We start from the raw sequence: 21,322 nt of genomic DNA, 5'->3' as shown, positions 1-21,322 counted from the left end.
CTCGACATGGCTGTGCCCCTCTTTGATGTAATCTAATGCTCGCTGTTTAAAATCTGTACTATATGCCATAGCTTTATTATAACATGCTTGTTTGAAACTAAGCAACTATAATAGTCAGCACATCGTCTAGTTTTCCTGCCTTGAGATAGTTGATAGAGGACTGAAGCGTCACTCCATCAAGCCCCAGTGAGATAACCACCAAATCACTGATTTGGTCACAGAGAGTAAAGAGATAGCCACCATGGGCATAGCCATAGTAGTTAAGCGACGAGTCCACTACTTTGGTCGTCACCACAACGTGACCATCTCTCATTTTTTCTATTTCGTAATTTTCAAAGGCAGATATAGCGTCAAAATGAAAATCTTTCATCGTTTCCTCCTGATATTTCAAACGACACTATGATACTACTTTTTGTAGGACTGTGCAAGGAGAAAGCTCCTAGTCTGGCAAAATTCCGACCTGCTCTACAAAGCGCATAAAAGCTGCCTGTCCTTGTTCCGTTTGCTTATAAACACCTGCGTCCTCCAGTACACGCGCAAAGATAGTACCCACAGAGTCCTTGACGATTTCAAGGGCTTTTTCTTTATCTGTTAGGTTTGGATGTTGGACTTTGAGTTGGTCTGCCCATTCCTGATGATAGTCGGCAACTGTCTCCCCTTCTCCCACGAGATAGCTAGCGACTTGCTCTACTTCTTCTTTCAGACGTGGTGGCAAGATGGCTAAGCCCATGACCTCAATCAAGCCGATATTTTCCTTCTTGATATGTTGGACATCCTTGTGGGGATGATAGATGCCATCAGGATGCTCTGCTGAAGTCTGATTGTCTCGCAAGACCAAGTCCAACTCAAACTGTCCATCACGCTTACGCGCTATTGGTGTGATGGTGTGATACGGTGTCCCGTCTGTCTCTGCTAAAATCTGCACTGTAGGGTCTGAATACTGGCACCATTCCTGCAAAATCTTATCAGCCAAGTTGATCAAATCCTCTTTGGAATCCGAAGTCAAACGCAACACTGACATAGGCCATTTGACAATTCCAGCCTTGACCTGCTCAAAACCTGCAAATCGAAAGGTCTTTTGCAAGGGAGCCAATTCCATAGGAAATACGTGACGGCCTCCCTGATAGTGATCATGAGTTAGAATAGAGCCCCCCACAATCGGTAAGTCGGCATTAGAGCCTGCAAAATATCCTGGAAACTGCTCTACGATAGCCAGCAGACGCTCAAAACTCTGACGACTAATAGCCATGGGTCGGTGCTGCCCGTCTAAGAAAATACAGTGCTCATTAAAGTAAGCATAGGGCGAATACTGGAAGCCCCATTCCTGACCAACCATTTCAAAACGGATAATCCGGTGATTGCTACGGGCTGGGTGGTTGACCCGACCATGGTAACCTTCATTCTCTAGACAAAGTTGACACTGAGGATAATTACTAGCTTGCACCAACTTGGCTACCGCAATCTCTTTGGGATCCTTTTCAGGCTTAGAGAGATTGATGGTAATTTCAAGTTCTCCATAATCAGATGGAACACGATAAGCGATATTTTTAGCAATGGCCTTGAGTTTGATGTAATCATTTTTCTGACTGAGTTGATAAAAATCCTCTATCGCTTGCTCAGGAGAGTGGACATAGGCTTCCCAGAAGTCACGATTGACCTGACTCGGATAAGGAGTCACCAAGTCCATCAGTTCAGTACCAAGGATTTCACGCGCAGTCTGACTATCCTCAATCATCTCTAATCGAACGGCTTCCTCAACTAGCTGGTCCTTGAGGTCAATCAATTTATCCAGATTGGTCTCAACTTCCAAAACACCTTCTCCCACTCGTGCCAAAACACGGTTGGTCAGGTAGATTCGATCCATTTCCTCAAATGAACTTTCAGAAATGACATGTGTTACAAATTTATCTACTAAGATCACTATAGAGCCTCCTTTTGACTAGTCAAGGACGCGAGTGCCACCTGCAACTTCAGCGATATAGAAGCTTGGAGCGTATCCAACTACTTCCTCGTAGTGTTTGCCTACAGTTTCCTTAAAGGCCTCAACAGTATCTTTTTGAACCAAGGCAATGGCACAGCCACCAAAACCAGCCCCTGTCATACGAGCACCGAGAACTCCTTCTTGTGCCCAAGCTGTGTGAACAAGAGTATCCAATTCCAAACCAGTTACTTCATAATCATGCTCCAGAGAAACGTGTGATGCATTCATCAAACGACCAAATGTTTCCAAATCACCTGCTTGAAGGGCTGCTTGAGCTTTAAGGGTGCGTTGGTTTTCAAGCACAGCATGGCGAGCACGTTTCAAACGATTTTCATCTTTAATCAAATAGCTATATTGGTCAACGGCCCACTCGTCCAATTCACCCAGGGTCTGAATATCCAAGGCAACTTGCAATTCTTCCACTGCTTTTTCACACTCAGCACGACGTTCATTGTATTTAGAGTCCGCCAATTCACGGCGTTTGTTGGTGTTCATGATAACAACGACATTGTCCTTCAAATCAAGTGGCACCAAATCATACTCTAAGGTGTTGGTATCAAGGTAAATAGCACGTTGATCGGCCCCCATACCAATAGCAAACTGGTCCATGATACCAGAGTTGACTCCGATAAAGTTGTTTTCTGTTTGTTTTCCGATTTTAACCAAATCGAGACGCTCTAATTTTAAATCAAAGAGATGCTCTGCCACGACTCCTGTCAAGAGCTCCAAGGATGCTGAAGAAGACAAGCCAGCACCATTTGGGATATTCCCATAAACATAAAAATCAAAACCTTTGTCAATCACGTGCCCAGCTTCTTGCAAGAAATGAAGGACACCTTTTGGATAATTGGTCCAGTTGTGCTCTTTTTCAAACTTGAGGTCAGCGAGAGGCACTTCGATAATGCCCTTGTCCTCAAAGTTAGCTGAGTAGAAACGCAAGACTTGGTCGTCACGCTTACGAGCTGCACCGTAAGTTCCCAAGGAAATAGCAGCAGGAAAAACGTGCCCACCGTTGTAGTCTGTGTGTTCACCAATCAAATTAATGCGGCCTGGTGAAAAGAAGATTTGGTCTGCTTCTTGACCAAAAACAGCAAGAAAGTCTTTGCGAAGGACTTCAGTAGTAAGATGTTGTGCCATATGAATTCTCCTTTGACTGTCCGTTAAGCCATCTTAACGTGTAATCGTTTTCTTTCTATTGTATCCAAGGAATTTCCCAAGGTCAATCCTTTTTACTAAAATTTTAGTAAAATATCAGTAAAAAGAGGAAAAACATGATATACTAACCTAATCAAGGAGGATTTATGGCTACCTTAAAAGACATTGCACAGCTAGCCTCTGTCTCTATCGCGACCGTATCCCGCGTCCTCAATCGCGACCAGAGCCTATCTGTTACAGAAGAAACCAGACACCGTATTTTAACCGTTGCTGAAGAGCTGGGCTACACCAAGCACCTCAAGACAGGCGAGTCCCACAAACCCAAGCAAAAGATTGCCATTATCCAATGGGTCAGCGAACAAGGGGAGCTGGACGACCTCTACTACTACCAGATTCGCCTAGGAATAGAAAAAAGAGCCCAAGAGTTGGACTATGATATCTTGCGCTATTTTAATGACCATCCTTTTACCTTAAGCGAGGAAGTGATTGGGATTCTCTGCATCGGAAAATTTAGCCGAGCTCAGATTTCTGCCTTTGAAGAATACCAAAACCCCCTGGTCTTTCTAGACAGTGATACACTTTCCCTGGGACATACCTGCATTATTACGGACTTTTACACTGCCATAAAACAGGTTGTCGATTATTTCCTCAGCCAAGGAATGGACCGTATCGGGATTCTAACAGGGCTTGAGGAAACAACAGACCAAGAAGAAATCATTGAGGATAAGCGGCTGGAAAATTTCAGAAACTACAGTCAAGCAAAAGGAATCTATCATGATGAACTGATCTTTCAAGGAAACTTTACTGCCCAGTCTGGCTATGACTTGATGAAGGAAGCCATTCAGAACTTGGGAGACCAACTCCCACCAGCATTTTTCGCAGCCAGCGATAGTTTAGCCATCGGTGCCCTTCGTGCGCTCCAAGAAGCTGGAATCAGCCTACCAGACCGTGTCAGCCTCATTTCCTTTAACGACACCAGCCTGACATTAAGAGAAAGTACCCTAAATCAAGAATAGGATAACATAAAAAACGAATAGAGTTCTAAAACTCCTATTCGTTTTTTATTCGATTACAATCATAGACTTAATGGTCTTACGTTCATCCATATCTTTATAGGCTTGGTCGATATCTTCCAGTTTATAACTTGAAGTAAAGACGCGACCTGGATTGATATCACCATCAAGGACGGCTTTTAGTAAAAATTGCTTATCGTATGTTGTAGCAGAAGCTGCCCCACCTGCTACAGAGATATTTTGCATAAATGTCGAACCAAGAGCACGATTATTATAGTGTGGGACTCCTACAAAGCCCATACGCCCTCCATTATGAAGAACACCTAGCGCCTGTTCTATAGCAGCCTCCGTACCAACACATTCAAGTGCTGCATCTGCTCCTCCACCGAGGATTTCACGCACCTTGGTAATTCCTTCTTGACCACGTTCTGCAACAACAGCTGTCGCACCTGACTCCATAGCCATCTTTTGACGGTCTTCATGACGGCTCATAAGGATAATTTGTGATGCTCCACGCATCTTAGCCGCGATGACAGCACATTGACCAACAGCCCCATCACCGATAACAACAACCTTGTCCCCTTTTTGAACATTTGCAACACGCGCCGCATGATAGCCTGTCGGCATGACATCTGCAAGAGTCAAAAGGGACTTGAGCATCCCTTCTGTATAGTCAGAAGGTTGACCAGGGATTTTAACCAGCGCCCAGTTTGCATAGTGGAAGCGAATATATTCTGCCTGAAAATCACCCCCCAAATTATTACCAATATGATTGTCGCAAGAACCGTCAAATCCAGCAAGACAGGCATCACACTCACCACATCCATGTGTAAAAGGGACAATCACAAAATCACCTGGTTTCACCGTCGTAATGGCTTCCCCAGCTTCTTCAACAATCCCAATCGCTTCGTGTCCACTATTTTTGTGTCCAGCTTTCGTTTCTGGATTACGGTACCTCCATAAATCTGAACCACAAACGCACGCACGAACCACACGAATAATCACATCATCCGCTTCTATTATTTGCGGACGTTCAATGCTAGCAAGTCCAACCTGACCTGCCTTTGTATATACTGCTGATTTCATTTAAAATTTTCCTTCCTTATAAAGTTTAATTTTGAGATTTAAACGATTTAAAGCTGTCTGTAGCTGAGACAAGCGCTCCTCTAATTTTTGCTTTTCCTCTTCTAAAATACCAAGCCTCTCCTCTCTCGTTTCATCTCCCTTTTGGTAGAGCGACATATAGTCAACTAAACTATCTACAGAGACACCCGCCGAACGAAAACACTTAATAAATTCCAGCGCTTCGATATCCTGATCTTGAAAATCACGAATCCCAGTAGCAGTACGAGTAATCGGTGGCACAAGACCAACCCGTTCATAATACCGAATCGTATCCGCTGAAATTCCCAACAAATCACTGGCAGATTTAATATTCACACGCTAACCTCCTCTCATTTCATTCACTGAATTCACGCTATTCTAACTCACTTATCTTATTATATAACTTTGAGTTGACTCCAAGTCAAGCATTTTGTATCTAATCGAAAAATTTTTATCATTAGCAGTTCTCTTATTAGCAGACCTTTTCATTAGTCAAAGAGTTTGATGAAAACGTCTTTCAAATCAAAAACGCATAATATCAGATGTTTAGAAACCTTGATACTATGCGTTTTATCAGAGAAAAATCTTCTCCTCAAAGTGTGTTTTGCCTAAGCTCATTCTTGTATAGGCCTGTCAGAGAGTTTAATTCAGTTTGCTTAAAGTCTCTACCCCATCATTTCTTCAACAAACCTTGTTCTTGTAGAAACTCCTTGGCTACTTGTTCTGCTGACTTGCCTTCAACACCGACTTGATAGTTGAGCTGGCTCATCTGGCTTTCTGTAATCTTACCAGCCAATTTATTAAGAACTCTTTCCAACTCTGGATGTTTCTTGAGAAGAGCTTCTTTCATGAGTGGAGCCCCTTGATAAGGTGGGAAGAGTTGTTTGTCATCGTCCAATACCTGTAAATCATAACGTGCCAACTCTGCATCGGTTGAATAGGCATCCGTGATTTGAATATCACCTGACTGAATTGCCTGATAGCGAAGGGCTGGCTCCATGGTCGCCACATTAAGATTGAGACCATACATTGACTGCAAGCCCTTATTTCCGTCTTCACGGTCATTAAACTCGAGAGTAAAACCTGCCTTCAGCTGCCCTTCCACTTTTTTCAAGTCCGAAATGGTCTTCAAGCCATATTCTTGAGCAATCTTTTTCGGAACAGCTACAGCATAGGTATTTTGATAAGACATGGGTTTGAGATAGGCTAGATGATCCTGTTTGGCAATACCATCACGCGCTACATCATAAACCTGCTCTGGCTCATGACTCACTTTCGGTGATGGCTGAAGTAAACTTTCAGTCACCGTTCCTGTAAATTCAGGATAGATGTCAATATCGCCTTTTTTCAGAGCTTCATAAAGAAAGCTTGTTTTCCCAAAATTTGGTTTAACAGTCGCAGTCATACTGGTATTTTCTTCAATGAGGAGCTTATACATATTGGCCAAAATTTCTGGTTCTGGACCCAATTTCCCAGCAATGACCAAGTTCTCTTTCTCTTTTTGAGCTAAGAGGGCTGGGCTATAAGACAAACCAAGCAATATGGTCACCAAGGCAAAACCAGAAAAAATCGTCCGCAATTTTGCTTTTTCCATCACTTTTAGTAGGAAGTTAAAGGCAATGGCAAGCACTGCTGAAGAAAGGGCCCCAATCAAAATCAGACTGGCATTATTACGGTCAATTCCCAAAAGGATAAAGGAACCTAGTCCCCCAGCACCAATCAAGGCAGCCAAGGTTGCCGTACCGATAATCAACACTGCTGCCGTCCGAATCCCAGACATGATAACCGGCATAGCCAGTGGAATTCCAAACTTCTTGAGTCGCTCCCATCTAGTCATCCCAAAGGCAATCCCAGCCTCTTGCAGACTCGGATCAATTCCCTTGAGTCCAGTGATGGTATTTTGTAAAATCGGAAAGATCGCATAAATTACTAGTGCTGTCAAAGCCGGCAAGGTTCCAATTCCCATCAAGGGAATAAAGAGCCCCAACAAGGCCAATGACGGGATAGTCTGAAAAATCCCTGCAATCTGCAAGACCCAGTCGGCCAACTTCTCATGATAGCGAAGAGAAACAGCCAAGGGAATCGCGATAAAAATAGCTAGTAACAGGGTCAACAGTGACAACTGCAAATGTTGAGATAGGGCTGTCACCCAATCACTAAAACGATCCTGAAAAGTTGCAATTAAATTAGTCATGAACACCACCTCCAAACAAGTCTGCTACAAATTCTGTGGCAGGCGCTTTTAAAATGGTCTCGGGATTCGCCACCTGGCGAATTTCTCCATCCTGCAAAACAGCAATACGGTCCGCCAATTTCAAAGCTTCATCCGTATCATGGGTTACAAAAATCGTTGTCATCCCAAATTCTTTATGCAATTCTTTCGTCAGAACCTGCAACTGTTTTCTCGAAATAGCATCCAAGGCTGAAAAAGGCTCATCCATGAGGAGAATCTTAGGCTGACCAATCATGGCACGGACAATACCGACCCGTTGCTGTTCTCCACCAGATAATTCACTCGGAAGTCGATGCCCATACTCGGCTACTGGTAAACCAACCTTAGCCAAGAGCTCTTCTGTTTTCTGAGCAATTTCTTCCTTAGTCCAGCCCTTCATCTCAGGAATCAGGGCAATATTTTCCTCAACCGTTAGATTGGGAAAGAGAGCAATGGCCTGTAAAACATAACCAGTAGACAGACGAAGCTCCCGCTCGTCATAGTCTTTGATGCGCTTGCCATCCATATAAATATTTCCATCAGTCGGTTCCAAGAGACGGTTAATCATCTTAATCATGGTCGTCTTACCGGATCCAGAAGGCCCAACTAAAACCATAAATTCCCCATTATCAATCCGTAAATTGACATCTCTCAAGACATCTTTTTCTGTGTAGCGCAAGGCTACATTTTTGTATTCAATCATTCTTTGTCCTCATTTTAAAACTTTCCTCGATTGGTCATGTCTTCTACCTTAGGCATGACTTCCTTATTGTCCCAATGCTCTACAATTTTTCCATTTTCTAAACGGAAGATATTGTACTGGGCATAAGCAAGGCCATCAATCTGAGTCTGACCATAGCTAACCACATAATTTCCTTGTCCTAAGAGTTGGAAAATAAAGTCAAAAATGGCCTTTACTTATAAACAGCTAATTTGATCTATTTTAATCCTCTTTTGCCTTCTCTTTCAGATTCGCCAAAATTCTTTCTTGAAAGGCTTCAAATTGCCGAATTTCTTCCTCTGAAAATCCTTTGTAAAAGATCGTATCCAATTTCTGACTAACACGATGCCCCACTTCTTTCTGGGACTTGCCTAACTCCGTTAAAACTAAATACTTCTTACGCTTGTCTTTTCCACACGGACTAACAATTACAAGCTTTTGCTCCTCTAGCTTTTTTATCATAGTCGTCAGCGTATTATTCGCAAGCCCAGTCGCAAGCGCGATATCTGTCGCAGTTGCGCAGCCAGTTTTACTATTCCATAAAACCGCTAAAATCTTACCCTGCTCACCCCTATAAAGAGCCTCAGGATCTTGGCTCAGTAACTTCTGAAAAATCCGCCCATTCAACAAACGAATATGATGGGCTAGCAAATGACTATCTTTCATAACACCTCCAATTTATTTCGATATCGAAATGAATAAAATAATTGTAACACTCATCGTTCTAACTGTCAACTATTTCGATTTGGAAATAATTTTTGATAATTATCCACACCACCATACTCCGGCTCAACTAACTTTTAACGAGAGTTTCTAAACTCCTTCGTCCTCCAGTCTACAAAAGCCTTCCATCCGTACTATCCTATATTTTATGAGGGGATACATTTTTCCTATCAGACCATTTATTTTAAAGATAGAAGTAAATCATAATTGCTTCCATCTGTTCTTTTATAGTATATTGAAGTTGGACTAGGGCACTGTATCTTCTAAAACATTGATAGAAAGCGATTTGAATTTCCCAATCAATTTGTTCGTATTTATACTCAATGAAAANNAAGTCAGTCACATATATACTGTAAGGCGACGCTGACGTGGTTTGAAGAGATTTTCGAAGAGTATTAATTTCACCTTACCCTATCTTTCTCATAGCACCCTTCAAACAGCCTATACCCTACCGTTTGACGATTCCTCACTTCGCTCCACTTCCATTACAGAAGTTTCTTCACTACTATGGTCTCGGCTAACTTCTCATGATTCCTTGTTACTACTATTTGAGCGCTCACGAGATAGGTCTTACAAAAAAACACTTTGATCCACAATGGAATTCAAAGCATTTTAAAAATCTCCCCATACATAAGCGCAGAAGCTGCGATTCCTCTGTACTTGGCCTCTTCTCTTTTAATAAAGCGAGCCAAGTTGAGCAACTCCGGTGCCGGATGTCTGGGATTTAGGAGCAATTCACGATTGACCAGGCCTGAGAGACGAACTGCCAGCAATTGCTCATTTGTAGTAGGCAGTTTTTTAGCAGTCTCTAGGAGAGCAGCAACTAAATCTTCACTCAAATCATGTCGAGCATGATTGTAAAGATCTTTTATAAGGCTTTCTAGGTTTGGTTCTACCATCCCTACCACCTCCTTAAGTTTAATAATTTTTAATCAAATCAACCGTTGAACGATCCAATTTCTTCACCAAGGCTTGCAAGAAAGCTTGAGCTTCTAGGAAGTCATCCATAGCGTAGAGGGTTTGGTGAGAATGGATATAACGAGCGCAAACACCGATTGTTGTAGATGGGACACCACCATTTTTCAGATGGGCTGCGCCAGCGTCTGTTCCACCTTTACCACAATAGTATTGGTACTTGATACCAGCTTCTTCAGCCGTTGTCAAAAGGAAATCCTTCATCCCTGGTAGAAGCAAGTGACCTGGGTCATAGAAACGAATCAAGGTTCCATCCCCAATCTTGCCTTGACCGCCATAAACATCACCAGCAGGTGAACAGTCAACTGCGAGGAAGACTTCTGGGTCAAACTTGGTTGTGGAAGTATGGGCACCACGGAGACCAACTTCTTCTTGGACGTTAGAACCCAGATAAAGTTCATTGCCAAGTTTTTGACCTGACAGAGCTTCAGCCAACTCGCTCACCATGAGAACTCCATAGCGGTTATCCCAAGCTTTTGAGATGATATTTTTTTCATTGGCTGTCAAGATTGCAGAACTATCTGGTACGATGGTGTCACCAGGACGGATGCCAAAGCTTTCTGCCTCAGCCTTATCCGCAAAACCGCCATCAAAGACGATATCTGCAATAGCAGGCATGGTTGGTCCACCCTTTCCACGAGTCAAATGTGGAGGGACAGAACCCGAAATCACAGGAATTTCACGACCGTCACGAGTCAGGAGTTTGAAACGTTGGCTGCTGACTACCATGGGGTTCCAACCACCGATTTCAACGACACGGAAGGTACCATCTGGCTTGATTTCGCTGACCATAAAACCAACTTCATCCATGTGAGAAGCGACCAAGACGCGCGGTGCATCCGTAACTTCTGAATGTTTAATCCCGAAAATACCACCCAAGCCATCTGTCACCATTTCATCCACGTGCGGTGTCAACTTTTCACGAAGATAAGCACGGACAGGCGCTTCATGACCTGAGATCGCAGCAAGTTCTGTTACTTCTTTGATTTTTGAAAATAATGTTGTCATTTCAGTTCCTTCTTTCTTTCATCCATTTTACCACTTTTTATAGGAGAATGATAGTGGGAAGGTGGATAGTTTCTTACTCAGTTTTCCTATAAAAAAGAGAGACAGATATTCTTTCAGGAATTTTTCTTTCTTTTTTACATTAAATTGTCAGAAAATTTATTGACAGATTAAAGAAATCATGTTACAGTAATATCCGCAGGTATCTTTCGGTACCAAATCTACATGAAAGGATGGGGTATGAAACTTTCTCATTATTTAATTGGCTTACTTCTACTCCTAGTCTTTCTCTCTATTAGCATTGGGACCAGTGATTTTTCATGGGGAAAACTCTTTGCACTGGATCATGAAACTTGGCTTCTCTTTCAAGAGTCCCGTCTCCCAAGAACTATCAGCATTCTCCTGACCGCCTCTAGTATGAGTATGGCAGGACTTCTCATGCAGACTATCACTCAAAATCAGTTTGCTGCTCCAAGCACAGTTGGAACCACTGAAGCTGCCAAACTAGGAATGGTATTGAGCCTCTTTGTCTTTCCATCGGCTAGTCTGACCCAAAAGATGGTCTTTGCTTTTGTTTCATCCATCGTATTTACCCTCTTCTTCCTAGCCTTTATGACCATTTTTACTGTAAAGGAAAGGTGGATGTTGCCTCTGATTGGGATCATCTATAGCGGGATTATCGGCTCTGTGACAGAAGTTATCGCCTATCGTTTCAATCTGGTTCAGAGTATGACTGCCTGGACCCAAGGATCCTTCTCCATGATTCAGACCCATCAGTATGAGTGGCTCTTCTTAGGCCTCATTATCCTGATAGCCGTTTGGAAATTATCCCAAACTTTTACCATCATGAATCTAGGAAAAGAAACCAGTGAAAGTTTGGGGATTTCTTACTCCCTACTTGAAAAACTAGCTCTCTTTCTGATTGCATTAACGACAAGCGTCACCATGATTACCGTGGGTGCCTTACCATTTCTTGGAGTTATTGTTCCCAATCTTATTCGCAAGCGTTATGGAGATAATCTGAGTCAAACCAAACTCATGGTCGCACTGGTTGGTGCCAATCTAGTTCTGGCTTGCGATATCCTATCCCGAGTTCTGATCAGACCCTATGAGTTGTCTGTCAGTCTCTTGCTAGGAATCATTGGTAGCCTCGTCTTTATCCTACTTCTCTGGAGAGGGGGACGAAAAGATGCAGACTAAAAGCAAACATACCAAGCTCTTCTGGATTCTCATTATTCTTGCCATCGGAGCTTGTCTTCTCTACTTTTGGCCCATCACTCACTTGTCAGCCTTTACTTGGAAGTTGCGTTCCCAAAAGATCATCGTTTATCTCTTGGTAGCCATCGCGACTGGGATTTCGACCATTAGTTTTCAAACCCTGACGGAAAATCGATTCCTGACGCCTAGTATTTTAGGAATCGAATCCTTCTACGTCCTACTACAAACCCTACTACTGGTTTTTGAAAGTAAGTTTCTTCAACTCGGGAAGTCTCCCATTTTAGAATTCCTAGTCTTACTTCTACTTCAATCCCTCTTCTTTCTCGCCTTGCAAGGCTACTTGAAGACACTGATGAAGCAAGACCTTGTCTTCATTCTGTTGATCTGTCTAGCCCTCGGAAGTCTCTTTCGAAATATCAGTACCTTCCTTCAGGTCCTGATGGATCCAAACGAATACGATAAACTGCAGAATAGTCTCTTTGCCTCCTTTCAACATCTCAACACTTCCATCCTAGCCATTGGTTCTCTGATTATCCTTGCTTTGACAATCTTTTTCTTTCAAAAAGCAGTCATTCTGGATGTCTTGCACCTGCAAAGAGAAACAGCTCAGGTATTGGGACTCGATGTTGAAAAAGAACAGAAAGAACTCCTCTGGGGTATCGTACTTTTGACCTCAACAGCAACTGCCCTGGTAGGACCTATGGCCTTCTTCGGCTTTATGCTAGCCAACCTCACTTACCTAATTGTCAAAGACTATCGGCACAAGTTGCTCTTTATCGTGGCCATTCTGGTCGGATTTATCAGTTTGACCTTGGGGCAGGCCTTGATTGAACGAGTCTTTGCGCTGGAAATTCGCATCAGTATGATCATCGAGAGTGTGGGTGGCTTCTTATTCTTTATCTTACTTTATAGGAGGGCGCGTCGGTGAAACTGGAAAACATTGACAAATCCATTCAAAAACAGGATATTTTGCAAGGCATTTCGCTTGAAGTCAGTCCTCAGAAACTGACAGCCTTCATTGGTCCAAATGGTGCTGGAAAATCGACTCTCCTCTCCATCATGAGCAGACTGACCAAGAAAGATCAGGGAATTCTCAGTATCAAAGGTCGTGAAATCGAGAGTTGGAATTCGCAAGAACTAGCCCAAGAACTGACCATCCTAAAGCAGAAGATCAATTACCAGGCAAAATTAACCGTTGAAGAACTGGTCAGCTTTGGACGTTTTCCCTACAGCCGAGGACGCCTGAGAGAAGAAGACTGGGAAAAAATTCGAGAAACTCTGAACTATCTGGAACTGATAAACTTAAAAGACCGCTACATCGATAGTCTGTCTGGCGGCCAGCTCCAACGTGTCTTTATCGCTATGGTACTGGCCCAGGATACGGACTTTATCTTGCTGGACGAACCACTCAACAATCTCGATATCAAGCAAAGCGTCAGCATGATGCAGATTCTTCGGCGACTGGTGGAGGAACTCGGCAAGACCATTATCATCGTCCTCCACGATATTAACATGGCCAGCCAGTATGCGGATGAAATTATCGCCTTCAAGGACGGTCAAGTCTTTAGCAAGGGAAGAACCAATCAAATCATGCAGGCTGACCTGCTCAGTCAACTCTATGAGATTCCTATCACGCTAGCTGATATCAATGGCAAAAAGATCTGTATCTATAGCTAGTAACATAGAAGCTCAAGTTAGAGAACCTTCGGTCTCTTAGTCAATAAGACCAAGAGACTCCCTAAATCGTTATCACATTTTAAAAAGGAGAAATCATGAAAACATCCCTTAAACTTTATTTCACTGCCCTAGTGGCCAGCTTCTTGCTTCTACTTGGTGCATGCAGTACAAATACAAACTCAAGCACTAGTCAGTCGGAAACAAGCAACTCTGCTCCAACAGAGATAACCATTAAAAGTTCACTAGACGAAGTCAAACTTTCCAAAGTTCCTGAAAAGATTGTGACCTTTGACCTCGGCGCTGCGGATACTATTCGTGCTCTAGGATTTGAAAAAAATATCGTTGGAATGCCTACAAAAACAGTACCAACCTATCTCAAAGACCTAGCTGGAAAAGTTAAAAATGTTGGTTCTATGAAAGAACCTGATTTAGAAGCTATCGCCGCCCTTGAGCCTGATTTGATTATCGCTTCACCACGTACACAAAAATTCGTAGACAAATTCAAAGAAATCGCCCCAACCGTTCTCTTCCAAGCAAGCAAGGATGACTACTGGACTTCTACCAAGGCTAATATCGAATCCTTAGCAAGTGCCTTCGGCGAAACTAGTACACAAAAAGCCAAGGAAGAATTGGCCAAGCTAGACAAGAGCATCCAAGAAGTCGCTACTAAAAATGAAAGCTCTGACAAAAAAGCCCTTGCGATCCTCCTTAATGAAGGAAAAATGGCAGCCTTTGGTGCCAAATCTCGTTTCTCTTTCTTGTACCAAACCTTGAAATTCAAACCAACTGATACAAAATTTGAAGACTCACGCCACGGACAAGAAGTCAGCTTTGAAAGTGTCAAAGAAATCAACCCTGACATTCTCTTTGTCATCAACCGTACCCTTGCCATCGGTGGGGATAACTCTAGCAACGACGGTGTCCTAGAAAATGCCCTTATCGCTGAAACACCTGCCGCTAAAAATGGTAAGATTATCCAACTAACACCAGACCTCTGGTATCTCAGTGGAGGCGGTCTTGAATCAACAAAACTCATGATTGAAGACACACAAAAAGCTTTGAAATAAGCCACTTCAAACTCAATTTAATACTCAATGAAAATCAAANNCACTGTTTTGAGGTTGCAGATGAAAGCTGACGCGGTTTGAAGAGATTTTCGAAGAGTATAAAATTTTGACATTCTAAAACGCATCCTATCAAGTTCACTCAAACCTGATAGGATGCGTTTTTATCATTTTGAAATCTATTTACCTCACCTCATTCCCCTTCTTGATTTCGTTTAAGGGAAAAGTGGTCTGGGACGGGGTCCTTACCTGTTTTCGACCAGGGATGGCAACGTAAAATCCGTGTCAAGCCCATCAAAACACCCTTGAAGCCATGTTTTTCAATAGCCTGAATCATGTAGTTGGAACAAGTCGGCTCAAAGCGACAAGAGGGTGGAAAGGCTGGTGAGATAAACCGTTGGTAAAAGCGCACAGGCGCTATTAAAATTCGTTTCATTATTTCTTGGTTACAGCCATGGTGTGTAGTTGGCTGATTTCTTTTTTATTAAGACGACGGGATTCTCCTGGACGGAGTCCTGTCAAGTCTAGATGTCCAAAACGGGTACGTGACAACTTGTCCACTTGAAGACCGACAGCTTCAAACATCTTTTTAACCTGGTGGTTACGCCCTTCATGGATAGTCAACTGCACCACAGAGCGGTTTTTAACTGGATCCACTTTGAGAATTTCATAAACAGCCGGCTTGGTTTTCTTGCCATCAATCTCAAGTCCACGGGTCAAGGGGCGGAGATTATCCTTATTGGCCACACCTTTAACACGCGCGACATAAACCTTGTCAATCTCATTACGAGGGTGAATCATTTCATCCGTAAAATCCCCATCATTGGTCAAAATCAAGACTCCTGATGTATCCCAATCCAAACGACCTACAGGGTAGATGCGCTCTTTCACGTTGGGCAAGAGGTCGACAACCGTCTTGCGGCCCTTGTCATCTGTCACACTGGAAATGACACCGCGTGGTTTGTTAAGCAGATAATAGACCTTTTCTTCGTTGTAGATAGGTTGACCTTCCACTTCGACCTTGTCGCCTGACTTGATAGTGGTTGCTAGTTCACGTACCACTTGGCCATTAACCGTCACCAAACCTTGCTTGATCAGCTCTTCTGCTTTTCTCCTACTGGCCACACCTGCGTGGGCAATATACTTATTGATTCTCATCTTCTTCTATCCTTTCACCAAATAATTGGCTTTCTTGGGCTTGAATCTCAAGCTCATCAATCACTGGTAATTCTTCCAAATGGTTAATTCCCATGTAATCTAGGAAATAATCTGTAGTCACATAGAGGTTGGGGCGCCCCAACACTTCTTTTTTCCCGTCTTCTCGTATCAAGTCAAAGGCCTGCAACTTTGCCAAGGCCCCACTCGAGTTAACCCCACGGATGGCATCAATTTCTATCCGTGTGATGGGCTGCTTGTAGGCAATAATGGACAAGGTTTCAAGGGCAGCCCGAGACAGGCTCTGGTTGATAGGCGCCTTGGAATATTCCTTCAAAATCTCTGAAAACTGAGGCTTGGTCACCAATCTATAAGCACCCCCTGTCTCAATCAGAGCCAAACTGGAATCTGGGTCCTTTTCATACTTCTGGGCTAATTTTTCTAAACTCTGTTGGATGCCTGTCGGTGGCAGAGAGAGGAGTTCAGCTAACTGGCGGACTCTAATCCCATCTTCACCCGCTACAAACAAGAGCGCTTCTATTTTTGCTAAAGTACTCATCTTTCCTCTCTATCAAGTCTAGCTTTGGGCCACTTGACTTTCTTCCTTCTTTTCCATGAGATAAATATCTCCGAAACTTTCCTCTTGCACAAGGATCAGCTCCTGAGTTTTGATTAACTCTAGGGTTGCCAAAAAGAGGGTGATGACCTCTTGGACATTCTGGGCTTCCTTAAACAAGTCCTGCAAGCGCAATTGATCTCGTCCAGCCAAGGATCCTTTCACGATAACCATCATATCCTCAATCTTATACTCATCCCGCAAGATAGTCGTGTGATTTTGTGCAAACTCCTCTTTTTTCTTAGCTAGGATATTTGAAAAAGCCAAAAAAAGGTCAATGGTCGTCTTGTCATGCACAAGCTCCGCATCTTCGTAAATCAACTCAGTCGGTGCTTTGGAATAGTACTGAGCCCGTTCTTGGTGCTTGGCTTCCAAGTGCTCCCCCAAGAGCTTGAACTTGCGGTATTCTTCGATTTGAGAGAGAAGGTCCTGCTCCAGGTCATCTTCCAAATCTGTCACTTCCGCTACCTTTGGCAAGAGCTTGCGGCTCTTAATCAACATGAGCTGACTGGCCATGACCATGTACTCACCCGTCACTTCCAGACGCATGGCCTGCAAGGTTGAGACATAGGCTAGATACTGTTCGATAACTTCCGTAATGGGCACATCGTAGATATCCATCTGGTACTTAGAAACCAGGTGCAAGAGCAAGTCCAGGGGCCCTTCAAAATCTTTTAATTTAATATCCATTATCTATATTTTTCTAAGGTCAGGACTGTTTTTAATCCTAATTTTTTTGCAATTTCGTACAAATCGACCTTGTTTTCAATTTGTCTTAGAATGAACTGTTCCCGCAAGGCTTGAGCGGATAAGGTTGAGAAACCTTTCTCCTTGACAAAAGACTCTAGCTGACGAAAGGCCCACTGACGAGAATAGGCTTTCCCTCCTCTTTCAAAGAGGTAGGTCTGGCCCATCAAGGGTTCCAACTCTGAAAGCAAGATCGTGGGAATGGTGACAATCCTCTGTTGGGAAGCCTTCTTGATTCTCAACACCTGAAAATCCAGATTGATATCCGCAACCTTAAGAGCTAAAATCTCACTCGGCAAGAGCCCCATTTCCAAGATAAGTAGAGCCAGTAAACGCCCCTCTGGAACGTCGCTTTCCTGCCAAAAAGAGTCTAGGTTTAACAGTTCTGGTTTTGCGGTCTTCTTTTCAGCTTGTTTGGCTAATTCCAAGCGATAAAAGCTATCCACTTCTCCTTTTTGATAGAGGAAGTAGAGAAATTGGTTACAGGCCGAAAGTTTTCGCTTCTGGGCGCTGATTTTTAGATTGGCTAGCTGGGCTTGGTAAATCTTGAGACTGGTCTCAGAAATCCGCTCGCCTACAATATCTAAAAATTGCTCCAAATCATACTTATAGGACTGCTTGGAATTGGCAGACAGACCCTGCTTTTCCTCTAAAAAGTCTGAAATCCTGTCTTTCATTTGCATCGAATCTCATATTCCTTACTAAAGTCATGCAAGAGGGCATTGACTGCCTTGAGGATAGACTTGCGCGTGATAATTCCTTGGAAAATACCAGACGCATCCACAACCGGCAAGAAGGACTCATCTACCAACTTGTGCAAGACCTCCGTAATGGTAAAATCTGGCGAGACGACCGCTACGTCCGTTTTAGTCATATGAACAATATCCGTATCTGCCATGATTTCTTGACTCAAGTCATGCTCCATCTGATAAGCCATAATATCTCTGAGCCCAATCGTCCCAACAAACTGTTTTTCATCTGTCACAACAGGAACACGGGTATAGGTCATCTGACTGAGCAAGAGTGTCGCGTGATCTGCATTGTGAGTATCAATCAACACAGCTAGATTTTCAGCAGGAGTTAAAAAAGTTTCCTCCTGCCCCAACAAGAAAGTCTCAAACTCCTTGGCAATCATCGGCTAAACTCCTTGGACAAGCCCGGATACACCTCATGGTCTCGTGTCAAAAAGTCCACTTTGAAATAACTATCATCAATCTCCACACGAGCATAAAGACATTCTCTGATGGTCCCACGTGGTTGACTGATGGAACCTGGATTTAGAAAGAGGGTCTTGCCTTCCATCCAAGCGCTTGGCACATGCAAGTGACCATAAAGGCAGATATCGGCCTCTTCCTCCTGAGCCCAGTAGTCCAACTTTTGAAAGTTGAAATTGATATCAAACAAGTGTCCATGAGTTTGGATAATCTTGGTCGAACCAAGCTCAGTCACCAAACGTTCTGGGTAACCTGCATAGAAGTCCATGTTCCCTTTAACTACACGGATGCCCTCCCAAAGTGGAGAATCAGGACGCAGTTCAGAATCACCGTTATGAAAAACGGCATAAACTTTGCCCACATAACGATCACGGATTTCTTCCACAATCAAGCTATCGCCATGGGAATCGCTCATTACAATGATGGTTTGCTTTGCCATGATGGAAATACCTCCAAAAGTTTCTTAACGGCTAAGGCACGGTGAGATTGGCTATTTTTTTCTTCAAGTGTTAATTCAGCTGAGGACTTGCCTGTCTCTCCTACAAGGAAAAGAGGATCATAGCCGAAGCCATTTTCACCCTTAGGTTCAAAGTTAATGTAGCCTGGCCAGTCTGCTTCAACAACCAAACTTTCCTTGTTGGGACTGGCTACGACTAGGGTTGTATGGAATTGAGCCGAGCGGTCCTTGAGTTCAAAGACCATGGCCAATTCGTGCAAGAGTTTGGCATTGTTTTCACGATCAGTTGCTCCCACACCTGCGAAACGAGCTGACCAGACACCTGGCAAGCCACCAAGGACATCGACTTTGAGACCTGAGTCATCTGCCAGAACCATCTTGCCCGTTAATTGAGAAATAGTTTCTGCCTTGAGACGGGCATTTTCTTCAAAGGTCATGCCTGTTTCAGCTACTTCAGGTAAGTCAGGATAGTCATTAAGATTTTCCACATCGTAGCCTAGCTTGTCAAAGATAGCTCGGAATTCCTTGGTCTTGCCCTCGTTTCGAGTCGCAATCAATAAGGTTTCTCTGACCTTGTTTGTCTCAAAGAAAGCTTCTACATCAACACCTTCTTTAGGCAATTCTACATGCAGGAGTTGCCCATTTTCAACTAAGAGAAAAGCCCCCTGACGTTGGATGACTTCCACATTTCGTCCCATTTCTTGGTTGAGGATATCTACCACAAAAGACAATAAACGGTAGAGAGAACCATAGCGTAAAACAGTAACAGAAACAGGAAAACCTCGATCCTCATCTCGAAATCTTTGGGCAAACTCCAATAGAGGAAAATCCAAATCATCATCCGTCAACGTCCGGACGCCACCAAAAATACCATAGGACCCGACATACCAGTCCTGTTCATCCTTATATTCATAAATTTTATTTGTCATAATTCTACATGCTCCACATGAATCTCTTTTTCCAGCCATTCTTCACCAATTTGTGCAAAACTTTGGCTACTGGCTGTTGTGTAAAAACGGTGATGAAGTGGTCCAGCATCGCGACCACGATTGATTTCAAAATAATTGAGTAAGACTGAAATGTCCCGTACGCACTCTGCTCCACTATCGATGAGCTGAACCTTGGGCCCCATGACATTTTGAATAATAGGTCTGAGCAGTGGATAATGGGTACAACCCAAAATCAGGCTATCCACCTTGCCAACCAAGGGACGCAGGGTTTCATAGACCACTTTCTTGGTGACACTGGTTGACAGGGCACCTGACTCCACCAAGGGGGCAAACTTGGGACAGGCCAAACTCTCCACCTGTAAGTCTGGAGCCAGATCATGAATTTTCTGACGATAGATATCTGATTGTACCGTCATGGGCGTTCCAATCACACCTATTTTCCCACCTTGACTGGACTTGATAGCTGCCGAAGCTCCTGGCAAAATAACACCTAGGACAGGAATATCTAGTTGAGCCTTGATTTCTTCCCAGACGACCGCAGTCGCAGTATTACAAGCAATGACAATCATTTTGACATCCTTGGTCAAAAGAAAGTTGACCAACTGCCAAGTATATTCACGAATTTGCTCAGCAGGACGGGGACCATAGGGAGCCCGTGCCGAATCTCCAATATAGACGATTTCTTCATGGGGAAGCTGGCGCATGAGCTCGCGCACAACGGTCAAGCCCCCGACACCCGAATCCAAAAAACCAATTGGGCGATTATCCATACAGTCTTCTTTCTAGTCTTTTTTCTGATTGATAGTTCATTATGATTACCGTTCCTTATGAACTGAATAATGACAGCCTAATCAACAACTATCTCTCTTAATCATAATCAAATATCAATAGAATGCAAGGAAAAAGTCTCATCCCTAAACCATAACCAACATAGTGAGAAGTCTGGAACTTTCATCCCAGACTTTTCCTTATTTATTTTTTCTTTTTATTGTTAGCAAGGGCTGCTTTTTGTTGGCGGATGATTTGGTGGTACACTTGTTGTACCTTGGCTTCGCTTGGTTTTTGACCATTTGCACTCAAAAGAGTACGAACTGCTTCAGCATTCAAACGTGGGTTGTCAGCGAATTCCTTTTCAATTTGCTTACGAACCAAGTACATTCCTCCCAGAGCTCCTCCTAGAAAAGCTAGCACAATCAATACAATTGCTAAAAGTAAATCCATCATATTTCTCCTGTTTCTTTTTGAGTCTCTTTCATTATACCACAAACTAGCCACCCTGACTAGTTTGTTTTACGCTTTCAGGGATGGAATGTAATTCGAATGTGAGAATGTCTT

23 protein-coding genes and 3 pseudogenes are annotated in these 21,322 nt (G+C 43.3%); 5 read left to right on the top strand and 21 right to left on the bottom strand.

Going from position 1 to position 21,322, the window contains the following annotated elements:
* Positions 1 to 109: 109 nt before the first annotated feature.
* The 3 genes and pseudogenes from HT719_RS07040 to HT719_RS07030 all read right to left on the bottom strand — a co-directional run.
* Positions 110 to 370: pseudogene (locus HT719_RS07040) on the bottom strand (PaaI family thioesterase); the annotation flags it as partial.
* A 69-nt stretch (positions 371 to 439) separates the two neighbouring features.
* A complete protein-coding gene (locus HT719_RS07035) occupies positions 440 to 1,921 on the bottom strand; it encodes a UDP-glucose--hexose-1-phosphate uridylyltransferase (protein WP_172928683.1) in 1,482 nt (493 codons plus the stop codon).
* A gap of 18 nt (positions 1,922 to 1,939) precedes the next feature.
* Positions 1,940 to 3,118: a galactokinase gene (locus HT719_RS07030; protein ID WP_172928681.1), complete on the bottom strand. Its 1,179-nt coding sequence runs from the start codon at positions 3,116 to 3,118 to the stop codon at positions 1,940 to 1,942.
* A gap of 164 nt (positions 3,119 to 3,282) precedes the next feature.
* On the opposite strand from HT719_RS07030, the pseudogene galR reads away from it, so the two are divergent.
* Positions 3,283 to 4,119, top strand: a pseudogene (gene galR / locus HT719_RS07025) (DNA-binding transcriptional regulator GalR); the annotation flags it as partial.
* Positions 4,120 to 4,197: 78 nt separating this feature from the next.
* Here galR and HT719_RS07020 read toward each other — a convergent pair.
* From HT719_RS07020 to pepA, 8 genes and pseudogenes are all read right to left on the bottom strand, one after another.
* Positions 4,198 to 5,235, bottom strand: a complete 1,038-nt coding sequence (locus tag HT719_RS07020) for a zinc-binding dehydrogenase (RefSeq protein WP_000833735.1) — start codon at positions 5,233 to 5,235, stop codon at positions 4,198 to 4,200.
* On the bottom strand, positions 5,236 to 5,589 hold the full coding sequence (gene nmlR / locus HT719_RS07015; RefSeq protein WP_001022629.1) for a stress response transcriptional regulator NmlR: 354 nt from the start codon (positions 5,587 to 5,589) through the stop codon (positions 5,236 to 5,238).
* Positions 5,590 to 5,926: 337 nt separating this feature from the next.
* Complete coding sequence (locus tag HT719_RS07010) at positions 5,927 to 7,447, bottom strand: ABC transporter permease/substrate-binding protein (RefSeq protein WP_172928679.1); 1,521 nt, start codon at positions 7,445 to 7,447, stop codon at positions 5,927 to 5,929.
* Positions 7,440 to 8,168, bottom strand: coding sequence for an ABC transporter ATP-binding protein (locus HT719_RS07005; RefSeq protein ID WP_119947125.1), 729 nt, complete (start codon positions 8,166 to 8,168; stop codon positions 7,440 to 7,442). The genes HT719_RS07010 and HT719_RS07005 overlap by 8 nt, the downstream gene beginning before the upstream one ends.
* Before the next feature lie 14 nt (positions 8,169 to 8,182).
* Positions 8,183 to 8,371: pseudogene (locus HT719_RS07000) on the bottom strand (polyketide cyclase); the annotation flags it as partial.
* Between the two features lie 37 nt (positions 8,372 to 8,408).
* The gene (locus HT719_RS06995; protein WP_000655206.1) at positions 8,409 to 8,852 is read right to left on the bottom strand and encodes a MarR family transcriptional regulator; all 444 of its coding nucleotides are present in this window, start codon (positions 8,850 to 8,852) and stop codon (positions 8,409 to 8,411) included.
* 659 nt (positions 8,853 to 9,511) lie between these two features.
* Positions 9,512 to 9,808, bottom strand: a complete 297-nt coding sequence (locus tag HT719_RS06990) for an enterocin A Immunity family protein (protein ID WP_023941108.1) — start codon at positions 9,806 to 9,808, stop codon at positions 9,512 to 9,514.
* 19 nt (positions 9,809 to 9,827) lie between these two features.
* Complete coding sequence (pepA, locus tag HT719_RS06985) at positions 9,828 to 10,892, bottom strand: glutamyl aminopeptidase (RefSeq protein WP_172928677.1); 1,065 nt, start codon at positions 10,890 to 10,892, stop codon at positions 9,828 to 9,830.
* Between the two features lie 237 nt (positions 10,893 to 11,129).
* Here pepA and HT719_RS06980 point away from each other — a divergent pair, with 237 nt between their 5' ends.
* The 4 genes from HT719_RS06980 (at position 11,130) to HT719_RS06965 (ending at position 14,851) form a co-directional block, all read left to right on the top strand.
* Entirely contained in the window at positions 11,130 to 12,089 is a 960-nt protein-coding gene (locus tag HT719_RS06980) for an ABC transporter permease (RefSeq protein ID WP_172928674.1), read from the top strand.
* Positions 12,079 to 13,035, top strand: a complete 957-nt coding sequence (locus tag HT719_RS06975) for an iron chelate uptake ABC transporter family permease subunit (protein ID WP_050261390.1) — start codon at positions 12,079 to 12,081, stop codon at positions 13,033 to 13,035. Before HT719_RS06980 ends, HT719_RS06975 begins: the two co-directional genes overlap by 11 nt.
* Entirely contained in the window at positions 13,032 to 13,784 is a 753-nt protein-coding gene (locus HT719_RS06970; RefSeq protein WP_000764295.1) for an ATP-binding cassette domain-containing protein, read from the top strand. Before HT719_RS06975 ends, HT719_RS06970 begins: the two co-directional genes overlap by 4 nt.
* 95 nt (positions 13,785 to 13,879) lie before the next feature.
* Positions 13,880 to 14,851 (top strand): siderophore ABC transporter substrate-binding protein, encoded by a 972-nt coding sequence (locus HT719_RS06965; protein WP_172928672.1) that lies wholly within the window; start codon positions 13,880 to 13,882, stop codon positions 14,849 to 14,851.
* Between the two features lie 190 nt (positions 14,852 to 15,041).
* On the opposite strand, the gene yidD is transcribed toward HT719_RS06965, so the two are convergent.
* The 10 genes from yidD to HT719_RS06915 all read right to left on the bottom strand — a co-directional run bounded on the left by yidD (position 15,042) and on the right by HT719_RS06915 (position 21,208).
* A complete protein-coding gene (yidD, locus tag HT719_RS06960) occupies positions 15,042 to 15,284 on the bottom strand; it encodes a membrane protein insertion efficiency factor YidD (RefSeq protein WP_172928670.1) in 243 nt (80 codons plus the stop codon).
* Complete coding sequence (locus HT719_RS06955; protein WP_001222228.1) at positions 15,284 to 16,006, bottom strand: pseudouridine synthase; 723 nt, start codon at positions 16,004 to 16,006, stop codon at positions 15,284 to 15,286. Before HT719_RS06955 ends, yidD begins: the two co-directional genes overlap by 1 nt.
* Entirely contained in the window at positions 15,993 to 16,562 is a 570-nt protein-coding gene (gene scpB, locus HT719_RS06950) for an SMC-Scp complex subunit ScpB (protein WP_020903100.1), read from the bottom strand. The genes HT719_RS06955 and scpB overlap by 14 nt, the downstream gene beginning before the upstream one ends.
* A gap of 18 nt (positions 16,563 to 16,580) precedes the next feature.
* The gene (locus tag HT719_RS06945) at positions 16,581 to 17,309 is read right to left on the bottom strand and encodes a segregation/condensation protein A (protein WP_172928668.1); all 729 of its coding nucleotides are present in this window, start codon (positions 17,307 to 17,309) and stop codon (positions 16,581 to 16,583) included.
* Positions 17,309 to 18,043, bottom strand: coding sequence for a site-specific tyrosine recombinase XerD (gene xerD, locus HT719_RS06940; protein ID WP_345790033.1), 735 nt, complete (start codon positions 18,041 to 18,043; stop codon positions 17,309 to 17,311). The genes HT719_RS06945 and xerD overlap by 1 nt, the downstream gene beginning before the upstream one ends.
* The gene (gene cbpB, locus HT719_RS06935; protein WP_000560716.1) at positions 18,040 to 18,501 is read right to left on the bottom strand and encodes a cyclic-di-AMP-binding protein CbpB; all 462 of its coding nucleotides are present in this window, start codon (positions 18,499 to 18,501) and stop codon (positions 18,040 to 18,042) included. The genes xerD and cbpB overlap by 4 nt, the downstream gene beginning before the upstream one ends.
* Positions 18,498 to 19,019 (bottom strand): metallophosphoesterase, encoded by a 522-nt coding sequence (locus tag HT719_RS06930; RefSeq protein ID WP_172928665.1) that lies wholly within the window; start codon positions 19,017 to 19,019, stop codon positions 18,498 to 18,500. Before HT719_RS06930 ends, cbpB begins: the two co-directional genes overlap by 4 nt.
* On the bottom strand, positions 18,995 to 19,966 hold the full coding sequence (locus tag HT719_RS06925) for a nucleoside-triphosphate diphosphatase (RefSeq protein WP_050972308.1): 972 nt from the start codon (positions 19,964 to 19,966) through the stop codon (positions 18,995 to 18,997). Before HT719_RS06925 ends, HT719_RS06930 begins: the two co-directional genes overlap by 25 nt.
* Positions 19,963 to 20,757 carry a glutamate racemase gene (gene racE / locus HT719_RS06920; protein ID WP_023941097.1) on the bottom strand — a complete coding sequence of 265 codons (795 nt, stop codon included), beginning with the start codon at positions 20,755 to 20,757 and terminating at the stop codon, positions 19,963 to 19,965. Before racE ends, HT719_RS06925 begins: the two co-directional genes overlap by 4 nt.
* Positions 20,758 to 20,959: 202 nt before the next feature.
* On the bottom strand, positions 20,960 to 21,208 hold the full coding sequence (locus tag HT719_RS06915; RefSeq protein ID WP_000364990.1) for a YneF family protein: 249 nt from the start codon (positions 21,206 to 21,208) through the stop codon (positions 20,960 to 20,962).
* Positions 21,209 to 21,322 lie beyond the last annotated feature (114 nt).

It is taken from the genome of Streptococcus sp. k-378, from assembly GCF_013277505.1.
GTDB classification, from domain to species: Bacteria; Bacillota; Bacilli; order Lactobacillales; family Streptococcaceae; genus Streptococcus; species Streptococcus pseudopneumoniae.
The sequence above is the reverse complement of the archived record's forward strand: the minus strand, read 5'-3'. Positions and strand labels throughout refer to the sequence as shown.